Below are 22,193 nucleotides of genomic sequence, written 5' to 3' on the forward strand. Positions count from 1 at the left end.
TTGTTTAGGATGCTCGGGGTATTGTATGAAAAACGTTATAAATGTTTATGGGATGATTTTCTATGGGCAGTTACCTTTCAAATATTCTAGCTTGCACATTACAGAACAAAATTTGTAGCTTGCTGTTCATACAGGAAGACAATTACAGTAAGGAGGGAAAGGAATGGGCGAAGAAAATCAACCAAATTATACGATTTCACAGGAAAACTGGTCCCTCCATCGCAAAGGATATGACGACCAACAGCGCCATCAAGAAAAAGTACAAGAGGCAATTAAGAATAATTTACCCGATCTTGTAACAGAAGAAAGTATAGTTATGTCTAATGGCAAGGATGTTGTAAAAATACCAATTCGTTCTCTAGATGAATATAAGATTAGATACAATTATGATAAAAATAAACATGTAGGGCAAGGAAACGGTGACAGCAAAGTTGGTGATGTCGTTGCGAGAGATGGATCAGGTGGTCAAAAACAAAAAGGGCCAGGAAAAGGGCAAGGAGCAGGAGATGCAGCTGGGGAAGATTACTATGAAGCTGAAGTCTCTATTTTAGAATTAGAGCAAGCGTTTTTCAGAGAGTTAGAGCTGCCTAATTTAAAGAGAAAAGAAATAGATGAAAACCGGATTGAACATGTTGAATTTAATGACATTAGAAAAACAGGATTATGGGGAAATATCGATAAGAAACGAACAATGATATCCGCATATAAACGAAATGCGATGCGTGGTAAAGCATCTTTCCATCCAATTCATCAAGAAGATTTAAAGTTCCGTACTTGGAATGAAGTATTAAAGCCAGATTCAAAGGCTGTTGTCTTAGCGATGATGGATACGAGTGGATCGATGGGAATGTGGGAGAAGTATATGGCACGTAGCTTCTTTTTCTGGATGACAAGATTTTTACGCACAAAGTATGAAACAGTTGATATTGAATTTATTGCTCATCATACAGAAGCGAAAGTCGTTACAGAAGAAGAATTCTTTTCAAAAGGAGAAAGTGGTGGAACAATCTGCTCCTCCGTATACAAAAAAGCACTCGAGCTAATCGATAATAAATATTCACCAGACCGCTATAATATTTATCCATTCCATTTTTCAGATGGTGATAATTTAACATCAGATAATGCTAGATGTGTAAAGCTTGTGGAAGAATTAATGAAGAAATGTAATATGTTTGGATATGGGGAAGTGAACCAATACAATCGCCACAGTACACTCATGTCAGCCTATAAAAATATTAAAGATGAAAACTTTAGATACTATATTTTAAAGCAAAAAGCAGACGTATTTCATGCGATGAAAAGCTTTTTTAGAGAAGAATCAGGTGAGAAAATGGCATAACCTCTTTTAAAGAGGTTCTTTTTTTGTAAACTTTTTATTTTTTTAGTTGACAATGATAATGAAAATCATTATCATTTATTCGAGAAATGATTACATTTCGAATTATATATTTCAGAGGAGATGTAAAGTTGAAACAAAATAAAAGAAAACGTATAAATGCAATGATTATAGCGGCGGCGTTATCACTTCCGTTTGCTGTGTATTCGACACCTGCTTTAGCGGCAGTAGCAATTGAGGCGAATAAAACTGGACAAGGTTTAGAAGATGGTACATATGACGCTGTTATTAAAGCGTATAAAGATAAAACCAATGAAGAGTCTATGGCAGCTGTTTATATAAAGGATCCGAAATTAACAATTGAGAATGGAAAGAAAATTGTAACAGCAACATTAAGTGATAGTGATTTCTTTCAATACTTGAAAACTGAGGATATTCATACTCCAGGTGTGTTTCATGATGTGAAAGTAATATCAGAAGATAAAAAGAAAAATGGAACGAAAGTGATTCAGTTTGAAGTAGGGGAATTAGGAAAAAGGTATAATATGCGAATGCATATTTATATTCCAACAATGGCCTATGATAATAAGTACCAAGTACAGTTTGAAGTAAATACATTGAATTTAGATAAAGATGTTCCAGAAGCACAAAAGGAAAATAAAGAGGATAAAGTGGATCAACAAGTTGCGAATGTAATAGTAGATAAGCAATTACAAAGGCATATTAATAAATATAACTTGAATAGAGAGAATCTAGATAATCCAATAACTAAGGAAGATTTATTAAAAGTTAAATCCTTAATAGTCGTTGAAGCTAAAAGTAAAGGAATAAAAGACGTAAGTGGTCTAGAATATATGACGAACTTAGAAAACTTAACGTTGGAAGAAGTTAAGTTAAAAAATATAAAATTTATCTCGGACTTGAGACAATTGAAATCATTAAGTATAACCTATGGTGAACTTGAAGATATTGGACCTTTGGCTAAGTTAGAGCATATTGAGTTTTTAACTTTGAGAAACAATAAAATCTCAGATTTAAGCCCATTAAGCCAAATGAAGAAGATTAAAATGCTAGATTTAAATAGTAATTATATAAAAGATATTAAACCATTATTTACAGTGAAATCTTTAAGGACTTTGACTGTAGCAAATAATCAAATTAGTAATGCAGGTCTTGAAGGAGTTCACCAATTAAAGAATTTAAAGACATTTGAAATAAGCAATAATGGATTGAGTAATGTTGAACATATTAATGGAATGAATAAATTAATTGAATTAGGGCTTTCCAAAAATGAATTAGTAGATCTTACGCCATTATCAAAATTGTCAGGGTTACAGAAATTAAATCTAGAAGAAAACTATATTTCAGATATAACGCCACTTAGTCAATTAACACGTTTATATGATTTAAAACTAGGTTCAAATGAAATTCGTGATGTTAGACCAGTTCAAGAACTAGGAAAAAGAATGTATATCGATATTCAAAGACAAAAAATTTTTTTAGATGATGTAGAAAAAGATAAGGAAGTTAAAATACCTATCTATAATTTACAAGGAGAGCCACTTGATACTATTCAATTGAAGAGTGAAGGTGGGATCGTTAATAATGGTTCTGTTAAATGGGGGGCTACCGGTGAAAAAACATATGAATTTATGTTGGATATAAATCCAGAAGAGAATCGTATTAAGTTTAATGGAACAGTAATTCAAAATGTTGTTGAAAGATTAGACGAAATCAAGGAAACAATAAAAGAGAATAATGAACAAAAGGAAAATGTAATTCTCGATAAAACTTTACAACAACATATTAATAAAGAGAATTTAGGTAGAGAGAATGTAAACGCTCCTATCACAAAAGAAGATTTATTACAGATTAAAAAATTAGAGATACTTAAAGAAAAAGGAAATGAGGTAAAAGATATAACAGGTTTAGAATACATGACGAACTTAGAAAAACTCACTTTAGAAGGAGTAGGCCTGAAAAATATTGAGTTTATCTCAAACTTGAAACAATTGAATAATGTGAATGTATCTCATAATCAAATTGAAGATATAACACCACTATCTTCATTGGAAAATTTACAGTGGTTAAATCTTGCGGACAATCATATTAAAGATGTAACGGTTATTGGTTCCATGCTAAACTTATTTAGCTTAAATTTAGCTGGAAATGAGATTCGTGATGTAAGGCCGTTAATACAATTAGGTCAGTGGTTTACAATTGATGTTGGAAGACAAAATATCATTTTAAATGATGCAAAAATAAACGAAGAAATTCAAGTTCCTGTATATGATTTAGAAGGAGAAAGTATTGAAAATATTCAATTGGTAAGTGAGGGAGGGACGTTTAATAACGGAGTAATAAAATGGAGTACCCCAGGTGAAAAGGTGTATAAATTTGATTTAGATTCTGATGAAATTAGTATAAGATTTAACGGAACAGTTATACAGAATATAGTGGGAAAAGAAGATGAGAAAGAGCCAACAAAAGAAGTTGAAGAGGTAAAAGAACCAACGAAAGAAGTTGAAGAAACAAAAGAAGAAGTAAAAGAACCAACGAAAGAAGTTGAAGAAACAAAAGAAGAAGTAAAAGAACCAACGAAAGAAGTTGAAGAAGCAAAAGAAGAAGTAAAAGAGCCGACAAAAGAAATTGAAGAAGCGAAAGAAGAAATAAAAGAGCCAATAAAAGAGGTTGAAGAAGCAAAAGAAGAAGTAAAAGAACCGGTAAAAGAAGTTGAAGAAACAAAAGAAGAAGAAAAAGAGCCGGTAAAAGAAGTTGAAGGTACAAAAGAAGAAGTGAAAGAACCGATAAAAGAAGTTGAAGGTACAAAAGAAGAAGTGAAAGAACCGGTAAAAGAAGTAAAAGAGGAAGTAAAAGAGCCAACGAAAGAAGTTGAAGAAGCGAAAGAGGAAGTGGACGAGCCAACAACAGGAGTTGAAGGATCGAAAGCGGAGGTAAAAGAAACAGGAAAAGAAATTGAAGGTTCAAAAGACGCGGTAAATCAATCAGCAGTAGTCCAAGAACAAAACGTGAATAATCAAGTTGTGAAAGAAAATAAACCAGCTGTTAATAAGCAAGAAGAAAGTAAGAAATCATTAGGAGCAACAGGTGGACAAGAGAATACATCAACATTACTTTCAGGCATAGCGTTAGTTCTTTCAGCACTGAGTATGTTTGTATTTAGAAAGAGATTATTTAAGAAATAAAAAACGTTTTATCTTATTATAACGTAAGATGATTATATGAGTTTTTGAGAAGACATTATCATGGCGATTTCATTTTGAAATATGCTTATGGTGATGTCTTTTTTTAGAAGGATATAAATGGAAAAGGTGTGAATATATTAGTGAAGGAGGAGAGGTTATGTATGTCAGTTCTATTTTGAAAATTGAAGAGGTGGCAGCATTTATTGCGAATATGAATAAAGATGCTACTCATCATGTTGGCTATTGTGGAGATGAGAAAGAGGAGTTGTTACAGACAATTATTCATGATTTTTCAGATATAGGCTGGGAACAATCTTTTGTTGCTACTTATGAGAATAATAATTTAATAGGTTTATTAGGATTTGATGTGGATGAAGTAAAGAAATGTGCAGAGATATGGGGGCCGTTTATTATCGCAGAGAATTGGGAAGAAGTTGCTTTACATATGTGGAAGGAACTTATAGAAAAGGTGCCTTTTCATATTGAGAGATTTTATGGTTTTTATCATGTGGAAAATAATAATTGTGCCCGTTTAATGAGGAATTTACATGCAAAAGAACAAGGTCGACATAGTATTCTCGTTTTAAATAATATTGTGGAGCACCGTATTATATGTAATGTAGAAGAGGCTTTACCACAAGTGTTTGAGCAGTTTATCGCTTTACACAATCATGTGTTTTCTAATACGTATTATGACGGAAACGAAATTATTGAACGTTTAAGTAATACGAATAAATTATTTGTAAGTATGAAGAATGATAAGTTAGAAGGTTATGTATATGTGGAAGTAAATCCAGAGTTTCAAGAAGCGAATATCGAATTTATTGCAACCGCTGAAAATAGTAGAAGAAAAGGTGTCGGAGAGCGGTTATTACAAAAGGCAATTCAGTATATTATTTCCTTCCAAGGAATGAAGGAGATAGAATTATGTTTGAATACGAATAATGATCGTGCGATGAAATTGTACAAGAAAGTAGGATTTGAGGAGAAGGCATGTTTACAACACTATATAATAGAGTGAAAACCCATTCGTATGAAAATTATATTTCATACGAATGGGTTTTATTAATCTACTTCTCCCTCAGTTGTTACGGATTCAGAAGTAATTTGAGGTGCTAATCGTTACATAACCTTTTTTATTTTTGGAGATACTTCTTTTGTTTGCAAATTAACATCTTCTTTTCGCAGCTCCTTAAAGAGCGAAATGACCATAAGAACGACTACGATAGAAAATGGTAGTGCTGCGATGATAGCTGCGATTTGTAGTGCATTTAATCCTCCAGCTTGTAATAAAATAGCGGCAATTATCGCGATTGTTAATCCCCATATAAGTTTTAAACTATTTTTCGGTGATAAGCTTCCGTTACTCGTTTGCATGGAAACAACAAATGTTGCTGAATCAGCAGAAGTAACGAAAAATGTGGCTACTAAAATTAACCCGATAATCGTTAAAAATGTAGAGAATGGTAGATGTGAAATAACAGCAAATAATCCAATCTCTGTACCATTTTTTGCAATTTCATCAGCTATTCCAAGCGATTGGAACATTTCCATATGAATTGCGGTACCACCAAATACTGCAAACCAAAATGTACAGATAAGAGTTGGGACTAATACAACTCCAAAAATAAATTCTTTTATTGTACGCCCTTTAGAAATACGTGCGATAAATGTGCCGACGAATGGAGACCAAGAAATCCACCATCCCCAATAGAAAATAGTCCAGTTTTCAATCCAAGAAGAAGATTTTTCATTAAATGCTCCTAAATTTAATCCCATACTAGGCAAAGCTCCAATATAAGAACCGAGTGTAGATGTGAAATATTTCATAATAAATACGGTTGGCCCTAAAAGTAAGAAAGAGATGAGTAAAATACCTGCAAGAGAGAAATTCAAGTTACTCAAATATTTAATCCCACGATCTAAGCCAGTTTGTGCACTTGTTAAATATAAAACAGCGAAGATAGCTATAAGTACGAGCTGGGTAAGTAAAGTGTTATGAATGGAAGGGAATAAATAGCTTAATCCTCCAGCAATTTGTTGAGCACCAATCCCAACAGATGGTACAATGCCAAACACTGTGGCTAAAACAGCTAAAATATCAACTGTTTTTCCGATACGAGAATTTTTCGATCGATTAAATAATGGAGTAACTGTAGCCCCGATAGTGCTACCTTTTTGTTTGCGGAATGTGAAATATGCAATTGTTAAAGCGACCATTGCGTATAGTGACCACGGAAAGAGTCCCCAGTGGAAAAATGAATATTGCATAGCGAGTTTGGCGCTTTCTTCTGTACCTGCTTTTCCTGTTAATGGAGCTGTAAAATGTGAAATCGGTTCAGCGATTCCATAAAAGAGGAGTCCAATTCCCATTCCTGCCCCAAACAACATGGATAGCCAAGATGGATAATTATATTTTGGCTTTTCTCCATCTTTACCAAGACGAATAGAACCGTACTTAGAAAATGCTAAATAAGCAGCCAAAATAATCATTGTAGTCATAAGTAGAGAGTAAAACCACCCAAATTTATTGAGGATAAATGAGTTTAAAGAAGATGTAACACTTTGTAAATCGTAGCCTTGTATCCAACTTGCTGGGGTAATTCCCCATATAATGAATAATGTTGTTAGCAAGAAGGAGATATAAAATACACTGTTTTCTTTTTTTATCATAGAATCCCACCCTTATTTAATAAAGTTAACAATTATAATAATCATAACAATTAAGTTTTTAATTGTCAAAAAATTCCCTTTATGTAACATGAAAGGATGTAATTTGTTCTAGGGAGGTAAAGAGAAATGCGTTCACGATATGTACAAATTATAGGAAGAAATAATATGAAATATTGCATTTTATATTGTTACATCCAGATTTTATGTTAAATTCTTGAATGGAATATTAAAATAGGGGGCAAGGATATGAACAAGAAATCAAAGATCAATAAAGTGATGCTTAGCATTAGTACAATGGCGTTATCGTTAGGGGCACTTCAAACTCATGCAGCAGCGGAAGAAAAAGTACCGTATAACGTGTTGAAAACGAAACCGGTTGGAATTGAAAAGTCGGTAGATGAAGTTGGACATATTTCAAAAGTTGATGAAACTTTATCATTTCAAGAACGTTTAAAAGTAGGAGATTTTTCACAGCGACCAGCATCTATTACGAAGAAAACTGCAGTAAAGCAAGTTAAAGAAAGCTATTCAATGGCTGATTTAAACAAAATGAATGATCAAGAATTAGTTGAAACGTTAGGCAGTATTAAGTGGCACCAAATTACAGACTTATTCCAGTTTAATGAAGATGCAAAGGCTTTTTATAAAGATAAAGGAAAAATGCAAGTCATTATAGATGAATTAGCTCATAGAGGTAGTACATTTACGAAAGATGATTCAAAAGGAATTCAAACGTTTACTGAAGTGTTGCGTTCAGCTTTTTATCTTGCATTTTATAATAGTGAATTAAGCGACTTAAATGAAAGAAGCTTCCAGGATAAATGTTTACCTGCTTTAAAAGCAATCGCAAAAAATCCAAACTTTAAGCTTGGTACAGTTGAACAAGATACAGTCGTATCTGCATACGGTAAATTAATTAGTAATGCTTCAAGCGATGTTGAAACGGTTCAATACGCATCGAATATTTTAAAGCAATACAATGATAATTATACTACTTATGTAAATGATCGAATGAAGGGACAAGCAATATACGATATTATGCAAGGTATTGACTATGATATACAGTCTTACTTAACTGAGGCTCGTAAAGAAGCGAATGAAACGATGTGGTATGGAAAAGTAGATGGGTTTATTAATGAAATAAATCGTATTGCTCTTCTAAATGAAGTAACGTCAGAAAATAAATGGCTCGTTAATAATGGAATTTATTTTGCAAGCCGTTTAGGGAAGTTTCATAGCAATCCAAATAAAGGATTAGAGGTTGTTACACAAGCGATGCATATGTACCCGCGCTTAAGTGAACCGTATTTTGTTGCGGTAGAACAAATTACAACAAATTATAATGGTAAAGATTATAGCGGGAATACAGTAGATTTAGAGAAAATACGTAAAGACGGAAAAGAGCAATACTTACCAAAAACGTATACATTCGACGATGGATCAATTGTGTTCAAAACAGGAGATAAAGTATCAGAAGAAAAAATTAAGAGACTATATTGGGCTGCGAAGGAAGTAAAGGCACAGTATCACCGTGTAATTGGAAATGACAAAGCGTTAGAGCCAGGAAATGCGGATGATGTATTAACGATCGTAATTTATAATAGTCCAGATGAATATCAGTTAAATAGACAATTGTATGGATATGAAACAAACAACGGTGGAATTTATATTGAAGAGACAGGAACATTCTTTACATATGAGCGTACGCCGGAGCAAAGTATTTATAGTTTAGAAGAGTTATTCCGTCATGAATTTACTCATTATCTGCAAGGGAGATATGAAGTTCCTGGTTTATTTGGAAGAGGAGATATGTATCAAAATGAAAGGCTAACTTGGTTCCAAGAAGGAAATGCAGAGTTTTTCGCAGGATCTACTCGTACGAATAACGTTGTACCAAGAAAGAGTATAATTAGCGGATTATCATCTGATCCTGCAAGCCGTTATACAGCAGAGCGTACACTATTTGCTAAATACGGTTCTTGGGATTTCTATAATTACTCGTTCGCATTGCAGTCTTATTTATATACGCATCAGTTTGAAACATTTGATAAAATTCAAGATTTGATTCGTGCGAATGACGTGAAAAATTATGATGCATATCGTGAAAATCTAAGTAAAGATCCTAAGTTAAATAAAGAGTATCAAGAGTATATGCAGCAGTTAATTGATAATCAAGATACATACACTGTACCAGAAGTAGCTGATGATTATTTAGCTGAACATGCAACGAAGTCATTAGCAGCGGTGAAGAAAGAAATTAGTGATACGTTGCCTATGAAAGATACAAAAATGACAAAACATAATTCTCAATTCTTTAATACATTTACATTAGAAGGTACGTATACAGGTAGTGTCACAAAAGGTGAATCAGAAGATTGGAAAGAAATGAGTAAAAGAGTAAATGAATCTTTAGAACAATTGGCGCAAAAAGAATGGAGTGGCTACAAAACTGTTACAGCATACTTTGTCAATTATCGTGTGAATAGCTCAAATGAATTTGAATATGATGTAGTCTTCCATGGAATCGCAAAAGATGATGGAGAAAATAAAGCTCCAACGGTTAATATAAATGGCCCTTATAGTGGTCTTGTAAAAGAGGGAATTCAATTTAAAAGTGATGGCTCAAACGATGAAGATGGAAAAATTGCTTCTTATTTATGGGAATTTGGAGATGGAAGCACAAGTGCAGAAGTGAATCCAGTACATGTATATGAAAGAGAAGGTTCTTATAAAGTATCGTTAAGAGTAAAAGATGATAAGGGAAAAGAGAGCAGAAGCGAAACAACTGTTACGATTAAAGATGGAAGTTTAACAGAATCAGAACCAAATAATCGTCCAGAGGAAGCAAATCGTATCGGGCTAAATAGTACTATAAAAGGTAGTCTTATTGGCGGGGACCACACTGATGTTTATACATTTAATGTAGCATCAGCGAAAGATATCGACATTTCTGTTTTAAATGAGTATGGAATTGGGATGACATGGGTACTTCACCATGAATCAGATATGCAAAATTATGCGGCTTACGGTCAAGCTAATGGGAATCATATAGAAGCAAAATTTAATGCAAAACCAGGTAAGTATTACTTGTATGTATATAAATATGATAATGGCGATGGAACATACGAATTGTCAGTAAAATAAGTGCTTTTCCAATGTATGTTTAACTTTACTTTTTGTGGAAAATAGTATATTATATAGATATATAATATATCGGTTATTTTCTAGGAGGAGCCTGTCACAATAGGTTTCTCCTGTTCTTTTGTAGAGGCCTGTCTTACAGGCTTTTATTTAAAAGGTAAATAACTGAAAATTAAGAACAATAATCTTTGAAAGAGGTGGGGCATACACATAACAAAAAAGGGATTGTTTAAGAGAGGGGGATAAGAAATGGCTTTGTTTGGTTATCCACTTGAAACAATTTATTTATATGGATTTATTATTGCTACTATACTCACTGTTATTTATATCTTTTTTGGAGATATATTTGAATCGATATTTAGTTTTGGGGGCGGATCTGTATCCGTTGTTACTTTATTACTTAGTTTTTTCGCCATGTTATGTGGGCTTAGTTATATAGGAGAGTACTTATTCTCCTTTAATAGTATTACTATTTTCGGGGCTGCATTTGCTATATCTTTTATCGGTGTTTTCATCATGAAAATACTAATTTTAAAACCGATTGCAGAAGCAGAACAAAATACGATGCAACGTATGGATGAATTTATCGGTTGCAAAGGAGAAGTCATTACGACAATTCCTACAGAAGGATTTGGTGAAGTATTAATTTCATCCCAATTTGGAAGTAATGCAATCCCAGCTAAAACTGTTGGAAAAAAAGATATTTCGCAAGGAACAGAGGTTATTATCGAGGGAGTCCAAGATGGTGTTTTACTTGTACAAAACATCGTTTATTCTTTAAAGAAACCAAAATTATAAGGGGGAATTTACATGACGATTCCATTAATTATCGGTGGAGTTTTACTCGCAATTTTAATTCTACTCATTTTAGTATTTATTACGAAGTATCGTACGGTTGGTCCGGATGAAGCGTTAATTGTTACAGGGAACTGGCTTGGTGGAGGAAAGAATGTAGTTACCACTGATGATGGAAAGAAGATTAAGATTATTCGCGGGGGCGGTACTTTCGTAGTTCCAATTATGCAAAGAGCAGAGCCTTTAAGCTTATTAAACTATAAATTAGAAGTTGGTACACGTGATACGTATACGAAACAAGGTGTACCGATCACAGTAAACGGTGTTTCTATTATTAAAGTGGGATCAACAATTGAAGAAGTTTCCACAGCAGCTGAACAATATTTAGGAAAAGAAACAGAAGAGTTAAAAATAGAAGCAAAAGAAGTTTTAGAAGGGCATCTCCGTGCTATCTTATCTTCTATGACAGTAGAAGATGCGTATAGTAATAGAGAGCAATTTGCTCAAAAGGTACATGAAGTAGCTTCTACAGATTTAAAGAAGATGGGACTTCGCATTGTTTCTTTCACAATTAAAGAAATAATGGATAAAAACGGATATTTAGATGCGCTTGGTCAGCCGCAAATTGCGACCGTTAAGCGTGATGCAACAATTGCGAACGCAGAGCGTGAAAAAGAAGCACGTATTGAAAAAGCACGTGCTGAAAAAGAGGCAAAAGAAGCAGAATATCAACGTGATGCACAAATCGCTGAAGCTGAAAAACATAAAGAATTAAAAGTACAGTCCTATAAGAGGGAACAAGAACAAGCACGTGCAGACGCTGATCTTTCTTACGAATTACAACAAGCGAAAGCACAACAAGGTGTTACAGAAGAGCAAATGCGCGTTAAAATCATTGAGCGTGAAAAGCAAATCGAGTTAGAAGAAAAAGAGATTGCGCGTCGTGAAAAGCAATACGATGCAGAAGTTAAGAAAAAAGCAGATGCAGATCGCTATGCTGTTGAGCAATCAGCAGAAGCAGAAAAAGTAAAACAAATTAAAAAGGCAGATGCGGATCAATATAAGATTGAAGCTGAAGCGAGAGCTCGTGCGGAAGAAGTACGTGTGGAAGGTTTAGCGAAGGCGGAAATCGAAAAAGCGCAAGGTCAAGCGAAAGCGGAAGTACAAAAAGCACAAGGTACGGCGGAAGCAGATGTTATTAGATTAAAAGGTTTAGCAGAAGCAGAAGCGAAACAAAAAATCGCAGAAGCATTTGAATTATATGGTCAAGCGGCAATTATGGATATGGTTCTTAAAATGCTTCCAAGTTATGCGAAGGAACTTGCAAGTCCGCTTAGTAACATTGATAAAATTACAGTTGTCGATACAGGCGGCGGTGGTAAAAATAGCGGGGCCGGAAAAGTTGCGGGTTATGCGACTGATTTAATGGCAACGATGCAAGAAACGTTAAAAGCTTCTTCTGGAATTGACTTAAAAGAGCTATTAGAAGGATTTGCAGGAAAAGGAGCGGTACAACAATTATCAAGTGATAAACCTGTTGTATCTGTAGTAGAAGATGAGAAAAAAGAAGTAGAAAAAGATAAAGAATAGTAAGGTGGAAAGAACCTCTAGTAAGTGAAATACTAGAGGTTCTTCTGTGAATTATAATATTTCGAATAATATACATTTTTATACATTGTTTTAATTATTTAATTTATATAGAATGAAAAAGATATGTATCAATTCTTTATGATGTAGAAAAAGATAGAGAGTCTCATCGATACATTTAAATCGTATTATTTTTATAGAAAGATTAAATGTTAATTAATTACATTTAAAACGGTATGGAGGGGTAGAAGTATGTTTCAAGGGAAAGTAAGGAGTAGTAGTTTAAAAACAAAGTTACTTGTATCATTTATTATTATTTTAATTCTTCCAAGTATTGTAATTGGTTGGACGTCTTATCAACAGGCGAAGACGAATTTTAATGAAACGATTTTAAACTCGGCGAAAGATAATATAAAAATTTTGGATAATGTAATTAATAAAGAATTGGATAGTAAAAAAGTAGATGCAACTTATTTTACGAAATTATTCACACAATCAAGTTACCAAGCAGATCAAATTCAAAACATACAAAATAAACTAGAAGAATACAATAAACTGCATCCAGAAATGGAAGCAATCTATACAGGATCTAGTAATGGACAGTTCATTCAATCACCAGCTATTCAGATGCCAGATGGATATAATCCTACAGAAAGAGATTGGTATAAAGAGGCCGTGAAGAAAAGCGGAGAAGTAATTGTAACTGCTCCATATAAGTCAAAAACGACAGGGAATATTGTTATTACACTAGCAAAACAAAACGAGGATAAAAGTGGAGTTCTTGGGATTGACTTAATCATTAATAATATTGTTACTACTTCCAAGATGGTTAATATCGGTAAGGAAGGATATGTAGCGATATTTGATCAAGATAAAAATGTAGTAGCGCACCCGAAAATGAAGCCAGGAGAGAAATTAGAAGAGAAACTTAGTAAAGAATTGTATAAACAGGAAGCTGGGGATTTTCATTATTCATTAGATGGTGAAGATCGCAATATCACTTTTAAAACGAATAAGAAAACTGGATGGAAAATAGCAGGAATTATGCCTTCCAAAGAAATTATCCAAGCGGCTGAACCTATTTTCTATAAAACAATAACTGTTCTTGGAATTTCACTAATAATCGGTGGGATTGTAATTTACTTCATAATTGCGTCTATTATTAAACCGTTAAAACAACTTGTCATATCATCGAAGAAGATTAGTGAAGGTGATTTAACAGAATCAATTACAGTTCATTCTAAAGATGAAATTGGACAGCTAGGAGAAAGTTTTAACGAGATGGCTGCATCGTTACAAAGTGTCATTTCCAATATAAACACTTCAGCAAGTCATGTAGCGGCATCTTCAGAAGAATTAACAGCTAGTATGAAGCAGACAAGCGAAGCAACGGAACAAATTACACAGGCGATAGAGCAAGTATCAAGTGGTGCAGAAATACAAACGAAAGAAGTTGAAGAAGGAGCAACATTGTTAGAAGAAGTTACAGAAGGAATTCAGCGTGTTGCAGATAGTTCTTCATTAGTATCTACAGCCTCTATGTATACGAAGAAAAAAGCTGAAAATGGTGGGAAGTTAGTTGAACAAACTGTGAATCAAATGCAATTAATTCATGAGTCTGTTTTACAGTCAGACAAAATCATTGGTTTGTTAGACGATAAGTCGAAACAAATTGGAGCAATCCTTGAAGTGATTCAACATATTGCAGAACAGACAAATTTATTAGCGTTAAATGCGGCAATTGAGGCTGCGAGAGCTGGAGAGCAAGGAAGAGGGTTTGCAATTGTAGCAGATGAAGTGCGAAAGCTAGCAGAACAATCAGGACAGTCTTCTACGGAAATTGGGAAACTAGTGAAAGAGATTCAATTTGATATAAAAGAAACAGTAAGCTCTATGAATCAAGTTGGAGCAGAAGTACAATCAGGACTTGTAGTTGCAAATGAAACGAAGCAAAGCTTTGTCGAAATATTGAAGTCTACAAATGATACAGTTGTACAAATTGATAGCATGGTAGATGTAGCAAAACAAATGACGGTAGATGCAAAACAAGTAAGTGCATCTATTAATGAAATTACAGCTACGATTGAAGAAAATGCCGCAAGTGTTCAAAATATTGCTGGTTCCTCTGAGGAACAATTAGCTTCAGTAGATGAAATAAATGCAGCAGCAGTCCATTTATCACAAATGGCAGAAGAATTACAAGAGATGATTGGTAAGTTTAAAATATAATAAAAAACTGTTAAGAAACGAAGTAGTACTTATGCTTCGTTTCTTTTTTTATGAAGATAAAAAAGAAAGAAATATATAGTAACCGTGTTATGATAATAAAAAACTGTATTTTCTTTAAATTCTATCTTTAATCATGTTAGGGGAATGGTTTTGAAATTTAAAAAATTAAAACTCCAACCGAGAATTACATTAACTATTAGTACACTTATTTTAGTTGTACTTATGCTAACGAGTTATTTATTTTATTACATATTATCTGAAACGGTAGAAGAGCAAATTGGTAAACGAGCTTTGCATGTTGCGAAAACAGTTGCCGCGATACCAGAAATTCAGGAAGCTTTTCAAAAAGAAAATCCAGCTTCTATTATTCAGCCAATCGCAGAAAAAATTCGAATTGATACAGAGGCTGACTTTATTGTAGTTGGAAACAAAGAGGGGATTCGTTATGCACATCCTGAGCGAGATAAAATAGGAGAAAAAATGGTTGGCGGAGATAATAAAGGCGTTTTATTAGAAGGGAAATCTTATGTTTCTAAAGCTAATGGATCATTAGGCCCTTCGTTGCGTGGGAAAGTCCCAGTCCGTAACCAGGAAAATGAAATTATTGGTGTGGTGTCTGTTGGGTTTTCAATGGCTGATATTCATGGAGCGGTAGAAGTGTATGGAAAGCGTGTATTTTGGATTACAATAATAGGTCTTTTAATTGGGATAATCGGCTCTATATATTTAGCGGCAAGTATAAAAAGAATGATGTTCGGGATGGAACCAGAAGAAATTTCATCTTTATATGAAGAGCATAGTACAGTGATTCAATCTGTACGTGAAGGGATTATTGTAATCGATAAAAATGGCATGATTAGTTTAGTCAATCAAGCAGCTTATGATATTCTTTCGCTAGATAAGCAACAAAATATTATTGGGGAATTTATTTTAAATGTAATTCCTAATTCAACGATACTAGATGTACTTCAAACTGGTGAAGAACAGTTTGATCGTCAATTAAATATAAAAGGACAGGCTGTTATTGCGAACCGTCTACCTATTAAAGTAAAGAATAAAGTAACTGGCGTTGTATCGAGCATACGTTTGAAATCTGAAATGGATCAGTTAACAGCAGAATTATCTCAGACGAAGCAATATACAGAGGCATTACGAGCGCAAACGCACGAATATAACAATTTATTGTATACGCTTTCAGGTCTTATCCAATTAGAATCATACGAAGATGCTTTAGAGCTTATTCATAAGGAAACAGCGGTATATCAAGATTTTGTTCAATTTATTATGAAGCGGATTCAAAATCCATGGCTAGGTGGAATTTTAATTGGATTTTATAATAGAGCACGAGAGTTGAAGATTGATTTTATGCTAGATAGAGAAAGTGGTTTAGACAAATTAAGTCCACATATTGAGAGTAATTATGTCGTTTCTATTTTAGGGAATTTAATTACGAATGCATTTGAAGCAATTGAAAAAAATGAAGAGAATGATAAGAAAGTAAGGATGTTTGTAACTGATATTGGAGAAGAAATATTAATTGAAGTGGAAGATTCAGGGCAAGGGATTCATGATGAAATAATTACTAGCATATTCTATAAAGGCTTTTCGACGAAAGAAGGAGGAGAGCGAGGGTATGGATTAGCAAAAGTGAAAGAGTTAGTAGAAGATTTAAATGGAAGTATTGCAATAGAAAAAGGGGATTTAGGGGGTGCGTTATTTATTATTGCACTACCGAAAGAGAGAGGCGAATAGTAATGGGTGAGGAGATTGAAGTATTAATTGTAGAAGATGATATTCGGATTGCTGACATTCATCGTCGTTTTACTGAAAAAATTGAGGGATTTAAAGTAATTGGAACGGCAACGACTGGAGAACAAGCGAAAGAATGGCTAGAGCTTGTGAAGCCACAGCTCGTGTTATTAGATGTGTACTTACCTGATATGCAAGGAACGGAACTTGTCACATATATTAGGAATCATTTGCACGATACAGATATCATTATGATTACAGCGGCATCGGAAACAGATGTAGTGAGGCACGCCCTACGGGGCGGAGTAACAGATTATATCGTAAAGCCACTAATGTTTGATCGATTTAAAGCAAGTCTAGAAGGCTATCAAAAAAAGATTATACAGTTAAAGAAGAACAATCAATTATCTACGGAACAAATTGAATATTTATGGTCTCAAAGAGGCGTGAAGGGAGATCAAATAGAATATGCCCCGAAAGGGATAGATCCTTATACTTTAGCGAAAGTAAAAAAGCATATGTTAACAGTTAATGAAGAAGGGATTACAGCAGAAATGTTAAGCTCAATGATTGGAGTAAGCCGATCAACGGCAAGGCGCTATTTAGAGTATTTAATATCTGGGAAGAAAGTCCACGCAGAGCTAATATATGGAAGTGTTGGGAGACCGGAGAGACGTTATTTTCTTGCTTCTTCATAATAAAAAACAGTAGAGGATTTTATTTCTTCTACTGTTTTTTTGCATCTTATATTGGAATAATCCCAATTACAATTCCGGTAATTAACATAACCATTGTCGTTCCAACGGCCCACAATAAAGTGAAGCGTTGATGTTCACCGAAATCAACTTTGGCCATTCCGACCAATAAATAAGTGGAAGCGACAAGAGGACTTAATAAGTGAACGGGTTGCCCAAGTAAGGAAGCGCGTCCCATTTCAGCTGCACTAATTCCGTAAGTAGCAGCAGCTTTCGTCAAAATAGGTAATACCCCGAAGTAAAATGCATCATTAGACATGAAAAATGTGAATGGCATACTGAGAAGTGCTGTAATAATTGGTAGTTGTGGTCCAAGTGCATCTGGTATAAGAGTTACTACACTGTTAGCCATTGCATCTACCATTTTTGTTCCAGATAAAATACCAGTGAAAATACCGGCAGCAAATACGAGAGAAACAACTGCTAATACATTCCCTGCATGAGAAGCAATACGTTCTTTCTGTTGCTCTAAGTTTGGATAGTTAATCATAACAGCAATAGCAAAAGCGACTGTAAATAAAACAGGTAACGGCATAACTTCTAGTATGAGACAAACAAGTAATGCAGCGGTTAATAAAAAGTTAATCCATAGAAGTTTAGGGCGTTTATGCGCTGCAGCTTCAACAGTTGCAGCTTGCTCATCCATTGTTTGCATTTGTTTTAAATACTGTACATCCATAATTCCTAAACGTTTTCTTTCTTTTTTTCCAAGATAGTAGGCAACGAAAACAACCCAAATTGCACCAGCAATCATTCCTGGAATAAGAGGTGTAAATAATTCGGAAGCCTCAAGTCCAAGTGCGCTCATAACACGAGCTGTGGGTCCACCCCAAGGTGTAAGATTTGTTACCCCCGCCCCTAACATAACAACTCCAGCTAATATGAGGGGGTTCATTCCAAGGCGCTTATATAGTGGATACATTGCGGAAACTGTAATCATGTATGTTGTTGTACCATCACCATCTAGAGAAACGATAATAGTCAATATAGCCGTTCCGACAACGATTTTTAAAGGATCTCCTTTTACAAATTTTAAAATCTTACTAATGACAGGATCAAATAAACCGCTATCAATCATAATCCCAAAATATAAAATAGCGAACATAAGCATAATACCAGTAGGTGCTAATTTTTGAATCCCCTCTAACATCATAGGCCCCATATTGGCATAGAATCCGCCAATTACTGCAAAAACACTCGGAATTAATATTAAGGCTACTAGTGCTGACATACGTTTCGTCATAATTAAAAACATAAAGACAAATACCATCGCAAATCCAAGTAGTGCTAACATGTAATTTCCCCCTCAAAAGAATGATTGCGCTTTCAAAATAGAATAAAAATTCAGAAAAAGGTTTTTTATTTATAATAAAAGCATCTATTCAAATGGTAAATAATTTGAAAAATAACATCATTAGAAGCATAATTTTTATTTTGTTCATTTTGTTCACGGTAGTTAATTTGAATTTTTAAAAAGTAAGCCACTCCTCGTAAGAATGGTAGAATAAGATGAAAATAGTGAAGTGTGAAATAGGGAGTAGATGTTATATGAAAACGAGAATAGAAGAGATTTATAGCTCTTATGAAGGAAAAGTAGAGGAGATTTTTATTAATGAATCTTCTTACGTATATGAATGGGAAAAATTACTGATGATCCGAAAAAATGACGGTGAGCTAAAAAAAATTGCAGTCGGGATTAGTGGAAATATAAGATTGGTAAATGTAGAAGTTGGACAGGAAATTAGTGCGGATACATTATTAGTTAAATTAGAAGATGATTTATTAATTACAGGTTGTGAGTGATGAGAGATGTGTAGAAAGAACTACACATCTTTTTTTGTTTCCTATATTACAAAAAGCACATTGTTTTTTCACAAATCTCACACAACCTTTTGGTATTCTTTTCGTGGAGTATACGGTTTCTAGGGAGGAATATTGATGAAAGTAAAATATGTCGTACTTGTTATATGTTTATGTTTCGTATTTACAGTAGTCGGGTGTGGAAAAAAGGAAACAGCAGCTATTGCCATTGATGAGAAACATGATAAATGTGATATTTGCCAAATTGGGGTAACAGATAATCAATTTGCAACAGAAATTATTTTAGAAAATGGAAAAGCGTTAAAGTTTGATGATATCGGTTGTATGTATAAATGGATGGAGATCAACTCAGATGAAAAGACGAAAGAGAAATTTGTCCGAGATTATGATTCGAAAGATTGGATTTCGTTAGAAGACGCTACTTACGTATATGATAAAACAATAACGACACCGATGGCTTATAATGTCATTTCATTTAAAAATAAAAAAGATGCAGAGAGCTTTGTATCTAACTATAAGGGGAAAGTTCTTTCGTATAAAGAGCTAGCAGAGCATAAATGGGAAATGAATAAAGAGATGATGGGGAAACCGAAAGCAGGAAATCATGGTGGACATCATTAATAGAAAAAGACAACTATGTAGTTGTCTTTTTCTATTATTACTCAGGTGCAAATATAGAAAAGGTGTAAAATTTTTAGCAGAACGGTTACAATGGAATATAGTAACCTAAAGCAATCATTTATGTACTTTTTAGAAATGTATACAAATGCGGTAAAAACGTGCTAAACTAATTGCTTCATAATGTTAATGATGGGGCCATCAGGCGTATCATTTCAATAGGTTGAGAAACATAGTATAAGCTTAAGATAATCCGATTAAAGAAGGAATCTAAAGGGCTTATGGATAAATGTACTCAAGAAGAGTTATTGTATGTGATGGAGGAATGGTTAAGAAAACATTATCTTTCATAGGAGCTGTAGTTGTGAGAAAACAAAAAATTTTATTATGTATTTTATTAGGACTTTTAATGACGGTAGTGGCTTGCGATAAGCAAGAAGAACCAGAATCGAAACCGGTTCATGTGAAAAATGAAAAGAAAAAAGAGAAGCATAAAGAACAGGAAGAATCTAAAGAAGAGAAAAGTATAAATTTAATGGACAAACAGTTGTTACTTTCAGCTACTCTTGGAGACACAGAGACAGCTATGAAGTTGATTCAGGATGGAGCGAATATAAACGTAGAAGGTGACAACGGAGAAACGCCTGTCCTTGCAGCGACGTACCAAAATCATGTAGAGACAGTTAAAGCATTAATTGGTGCAGGTGCTAATATTGAAATTAAAGATGAGAAAAAAAGTAATCCACTTCTTTATGCAAGTAGAGAAGGATATACGGATATTGTAAAAGTATTAATTAATGCAGGAGTTAATACGAAAGAAACGACTAGGTCAGGTGGGACAGCACTTATTTCTGCATCTGAACGTGGCCATGTAGAGGTTGTTAAAGAATTATTAGAGCATACAGATATTGATGTGAATTATAAAAATGAACGTGGTGGAACAGCGCTATTAGAAGCAATTGTATTAGGAAATGGTAGTGAAAACCATAAGAAAGTAATTCAATTGCTTATTGATCACGGTGCAGATGTAAACATGGCTAACAAGGAACATCTGACGCCACTGCAATACGCTGAAAAAAGAGGTTTTAAAGATATTGTAAATATGTTGAGGTTAGCTGGAGCGAATGAAGTAGTACAGCCACAACAACCAGTAGAGTAAAAAACGAAAAATAATCCCATTTAGATAGACAGAATGAAGAAATCAGTTAGTATGATGGATTCAGTAATGTGTATTTAAATGGGATTTTTATTTTGAACATGAAAAATAGATTATGAATGGATGGTATATGGAGTAAATAAGGAGGATAAAAATGAGGCTCTCAAAACTTGATTTAATAGTAATTCAGGCAGAGGTTTTATTTGTTCATAATCAAGTAGGAAAAATGAAATATGTAAATGAACAAGGAAATCCGAAAGCACCACGTTTTTTTCTTGGCAGAACTCGTGAAGGGAGTATAACGAGATATCATTGTAATGTGGATGATGAAACGGTAAGTAAGATTGAGAAGTTAATTCGAGAACCTTCAAAGCATATAGAGATAGCAAAGATTATTAATATATTAAATGAAGAAAGAACAGTGGAAAATATTTGGATGGGTCCTGCTTTCATGTTTCATAGTAATTTACATAAGCCGACTAGAGCAATACAAATAACTGAGAAGAATAGAGAGCTTTTGCGAGAAAATTTTCCTAATCTAATAGAACAGATGGAATGGAGGAAACCTTATTTTGCAATTGTAAAAAATGAAAAGGTAGTTTCTGTTTGTTGCAGTGCTAGAAGTACGCCCGTAGCTGCTGAGGCAAGTGTGGAAACTTTAGCGGAATTTCAAGGGAATGGATATGGTACTGATGTTGTTACAGCCTGGGCCTTATCAATACAAGAGGAAAAGCGCATTCCACTTTATAGTACTGCTTGGGATAACTTTGCTTCGCAAGCAGTGGCAAGCAAACTAAAACTTATTAACTATGGAATGAATTTACATATTGATTGAATTTTAAGTATTGTTTTGTTCTATTTGTTTGCATTTAAATATATAGATTAATGTAAATGGTGATATGGTGAATATTAACATTCGGTTAACACCTAATTAACAATCTATCAAAACTGACTTAATAAATGCGTAATATAGTAAAGGTAACAAAATAACTAGGGTAGAGAACATTTGAGAACACCCACTTACATATAATGTGCCACTTTCTTAGGTGTGCTCTATTCCCTAGAGTTCAAATAAGGAGAAAGGCGTTCTATGTAAGTAGGTGTTTTTAGTTTGGATAAAAATAGAA

Annotated in this window: 15 protein-coding genes and 1 pseudogene; 14 read left to right on the top strand and 2 right to left on the bottom strand. The window is 33.9% G+C overall.

The window, feature by feature from the left end; translation table 11 throughout:
• The first annotated feature begins 163 nt into the window (after positions 1 to 163).
• From yhbH to AC3EMB_RS02955, 3 genes are all read left to right on the top strand, one after another.
• Complete coding sequence (yhbH, locus tag AC3EMB_RS02945) at positions 164 to 1,339, top strand: sporulation protein YhbH (protein ID WP_000503516.1); 1,176 nt, start codon at positions 164 to 166, stop codon at positions 1,337 to 1,339.
• Positions 1,340 to 1,467: 128 nt separating this feature from the next.
• The gene (locus tag AC3EMB_RS02950; RefSeq protein WP_488517446.1) at positions 1,468 to 4,542 is read left to right on the top strand and encodes an NEAT domain-containing protein; all 3,075 of its coding nucleotides are present in this window, start codon (positions 1,468 to 1,470) and stop codon (positions 4,540 to 4,542) included.
• A 157-nt stretch (positions 4,543 to 4,699) separates the two neighbouring features.
• Complete coding sequence (locus AC3EMB_RS02955) at positions 4,700 to 5,563, top strand: GNAT family N-acetyltransferase (RefSeq protein ID WP_000289531.1); 864 nt, start codon at positions 4,700 to 4,702, stop codon at positions 5,561 to 5,563.
• 101 nt (positions 5,564 to 5,664) lie between these two features.
• Here the strand turns inward: AC3EMB_RS02955 and opuD are convergent, their stop codons facing one another.
• A complete protein-coding gene (gene opuD, locus AC3EMB_RS02960; protein WP_488517447.1) occupies positions 5,665 to 7,215 on the bottom strand; it encodes a glycine betaine transporter OpuD in 1,551 nt (516 codons plus the stop codon).
• A 246-nt stretch (positions 7,216 to 7,461) separates the two neighbouring features.
• On the opposite strand from opuD, the gene colA reads away from it, so the two are divergent.
• The 7 genes and pseudogenes from colA (at position 7,462) to AC3EMB_RS02995 (ending at position 17,414) form a co-directional block, all read left to right on the top strand.
• Entirely contained in the window at positions 7,462 to 10,359 is a 2,898-nt protein-coding gene (gene colA, locus AC3EMB_RS02965; protein ID WP_488517448.1) for a collagenase ColA, read from the top strand.
• Between the two features lie 246 nt (positions 10,360 to 10,605).
• Positions 10,606 to 11,154, top strand: coding sequence for an NfeD family protein (locus tag AC3EMB_RS02970; RefSeq protein ID WP_098126481.1), 549 nt, complete (start codon positions 10,606 to 10,608; stop codon positions 11,152 to 11,154).
• 12 nt (positions 11,155 to 11,166) lie between these two features.
• Positions 11,167 to 12,741 (top strand): flotillin lipid rafts scaffold protein FloT, encoded by a 1,575-nt coding sequence (floT, locus tag AC3EMB_RS02975; protein WP_000154999.1) that lies wholly within the window; start codon positions 11,167 to 11,169, stop codon positions 12,739 to 12,741.
• 249 nt (positions 12,742 to 12,990) lie between these two features.
• A pseudogene (locus AC3EMB_RS02980) lies at positions 12,991 to 14,025 on the top strand (HAMP domain-containing protein); the annotation flags it as partial.
• Positions 14,026 to 14,106: 81 nt separating this feature from the next.
• Positions 14,107 to 14,967 (top strand): methyl-accepting chemotaxis protein, encoded by an 861-nt coding sequence (locus tag AC3EMB_RS02985; protein ID WP_488517770.1) that lies wholly within the window; start codon positions 14,107 to 14,109, stop codon positions 14,965 to 14,967.
• Positions 14,968 to 15,111: 144 nt separating this feature from the next.
• A complete protein-coding gene (locus tag AC3EMB_RS02990; RefSeq protein WP_098126479.1) occupies positions 15,112 to 16,719 on the top strand; it encodes an ATP-binding protein in 1,608 nt (535 codons plus the stop codon).
• Between the two features lie 2 nt (positions 16,720 to 16,721).
• Positions 16,722 to 17,414 carry a response regulator gene (locus tag AC3EMB_RS02995; protein ID WP_000503468.1) on the top strand — a complete coding sequence of 231 codons (693 nt, stop codon included), beginning with the start codon at positions 16,722 to 16,724 and terminating at the stop codon, positions 17,412 to 17,414.
• A gap of 46 nt (positions 17,415 to 17,460) precedes the next feature.
• On the opposite strand, the gene AC3EMB_RS03000 is transcribed toward AC3EMB_RS02995, so the two are convergent.
• On the bottom strand, positions 17,461 to 18,765 hold the full coding sequence (locus AC3EMB_RS03000; RefSeq protein WP_053565293.1) for a CitMHS family transporter: 1,305 nt from the start codon (positions 18,763 to 18,765) through the stop codon (positions 17,461 to 17,463).
• Positions 18,766 to 19,019: 254 nt separating this feature from the next.
• On the opposite strand from AC3EMB_RS03000, the gene AC3EMB_RS03005 reads away from it, so the two are divergent.
• The 4 genes from AC3EMB_RS03005 to AC3EMB_RS03020 all read left to right on the top strand — a co-directional run bounded on the left by AC3EMB_RS03005 (position 19,020) and on the right by AC3EMB_RS03020 (position 21,901).
• Positions 19,020 to 19,274: a hypothetical protein gene (locus AC3EMB_RS03005; RefSeq protein WP_000857376.1), complete on the top strand. Its 255-nt coding sequence runs from the start codon at positions 19,020 to 19,022 to the stop codon at positions 19,272 to 19,274.
• Between the two features lie 135 nt (positions 19,275 to 19,409).
• Complete coding sequence (locus AC3EMB_RS03010; protein ID WP_098127423.1) at positions 19,410 to 19,913, top strand: nitrous oxide reductase accessory protein NosL; 504 nt, start codon at positions 19,410 to 19,412, stop codon at positions 19,911 to 19,913.
• Between the two features lie 286 nt (positions 19,914 to 20,199).
• Entirely contained in the window at positions 20,200 to 21,069 is an 870-nt protein-coding gene (locus AC3EMB_RS03015; protein ID WP_000287335.1) for an ankyrin repeat domain-containing protein, read from the top strand.
• A gap of 151 nt (positions 21,070 to 21,220) precedes the next feature.
• Positions 21,221 to 21,901, top strand: coding sequence for a GNAT family N-acetyltransferase (locus AC3EMB_RS03020; RefSeq protein WP_095691441.1), 681 nt, complete (start codon positions 21,221 to 21,223; stop codon positions 21,899 to 21,901).
• The last annotated feature ends 292 nt before the right edge of the window (positions 21,902 to 22,193 follow it).

This window comes from Bacillus sp. LQ16, from assembly GCF_057784645.1.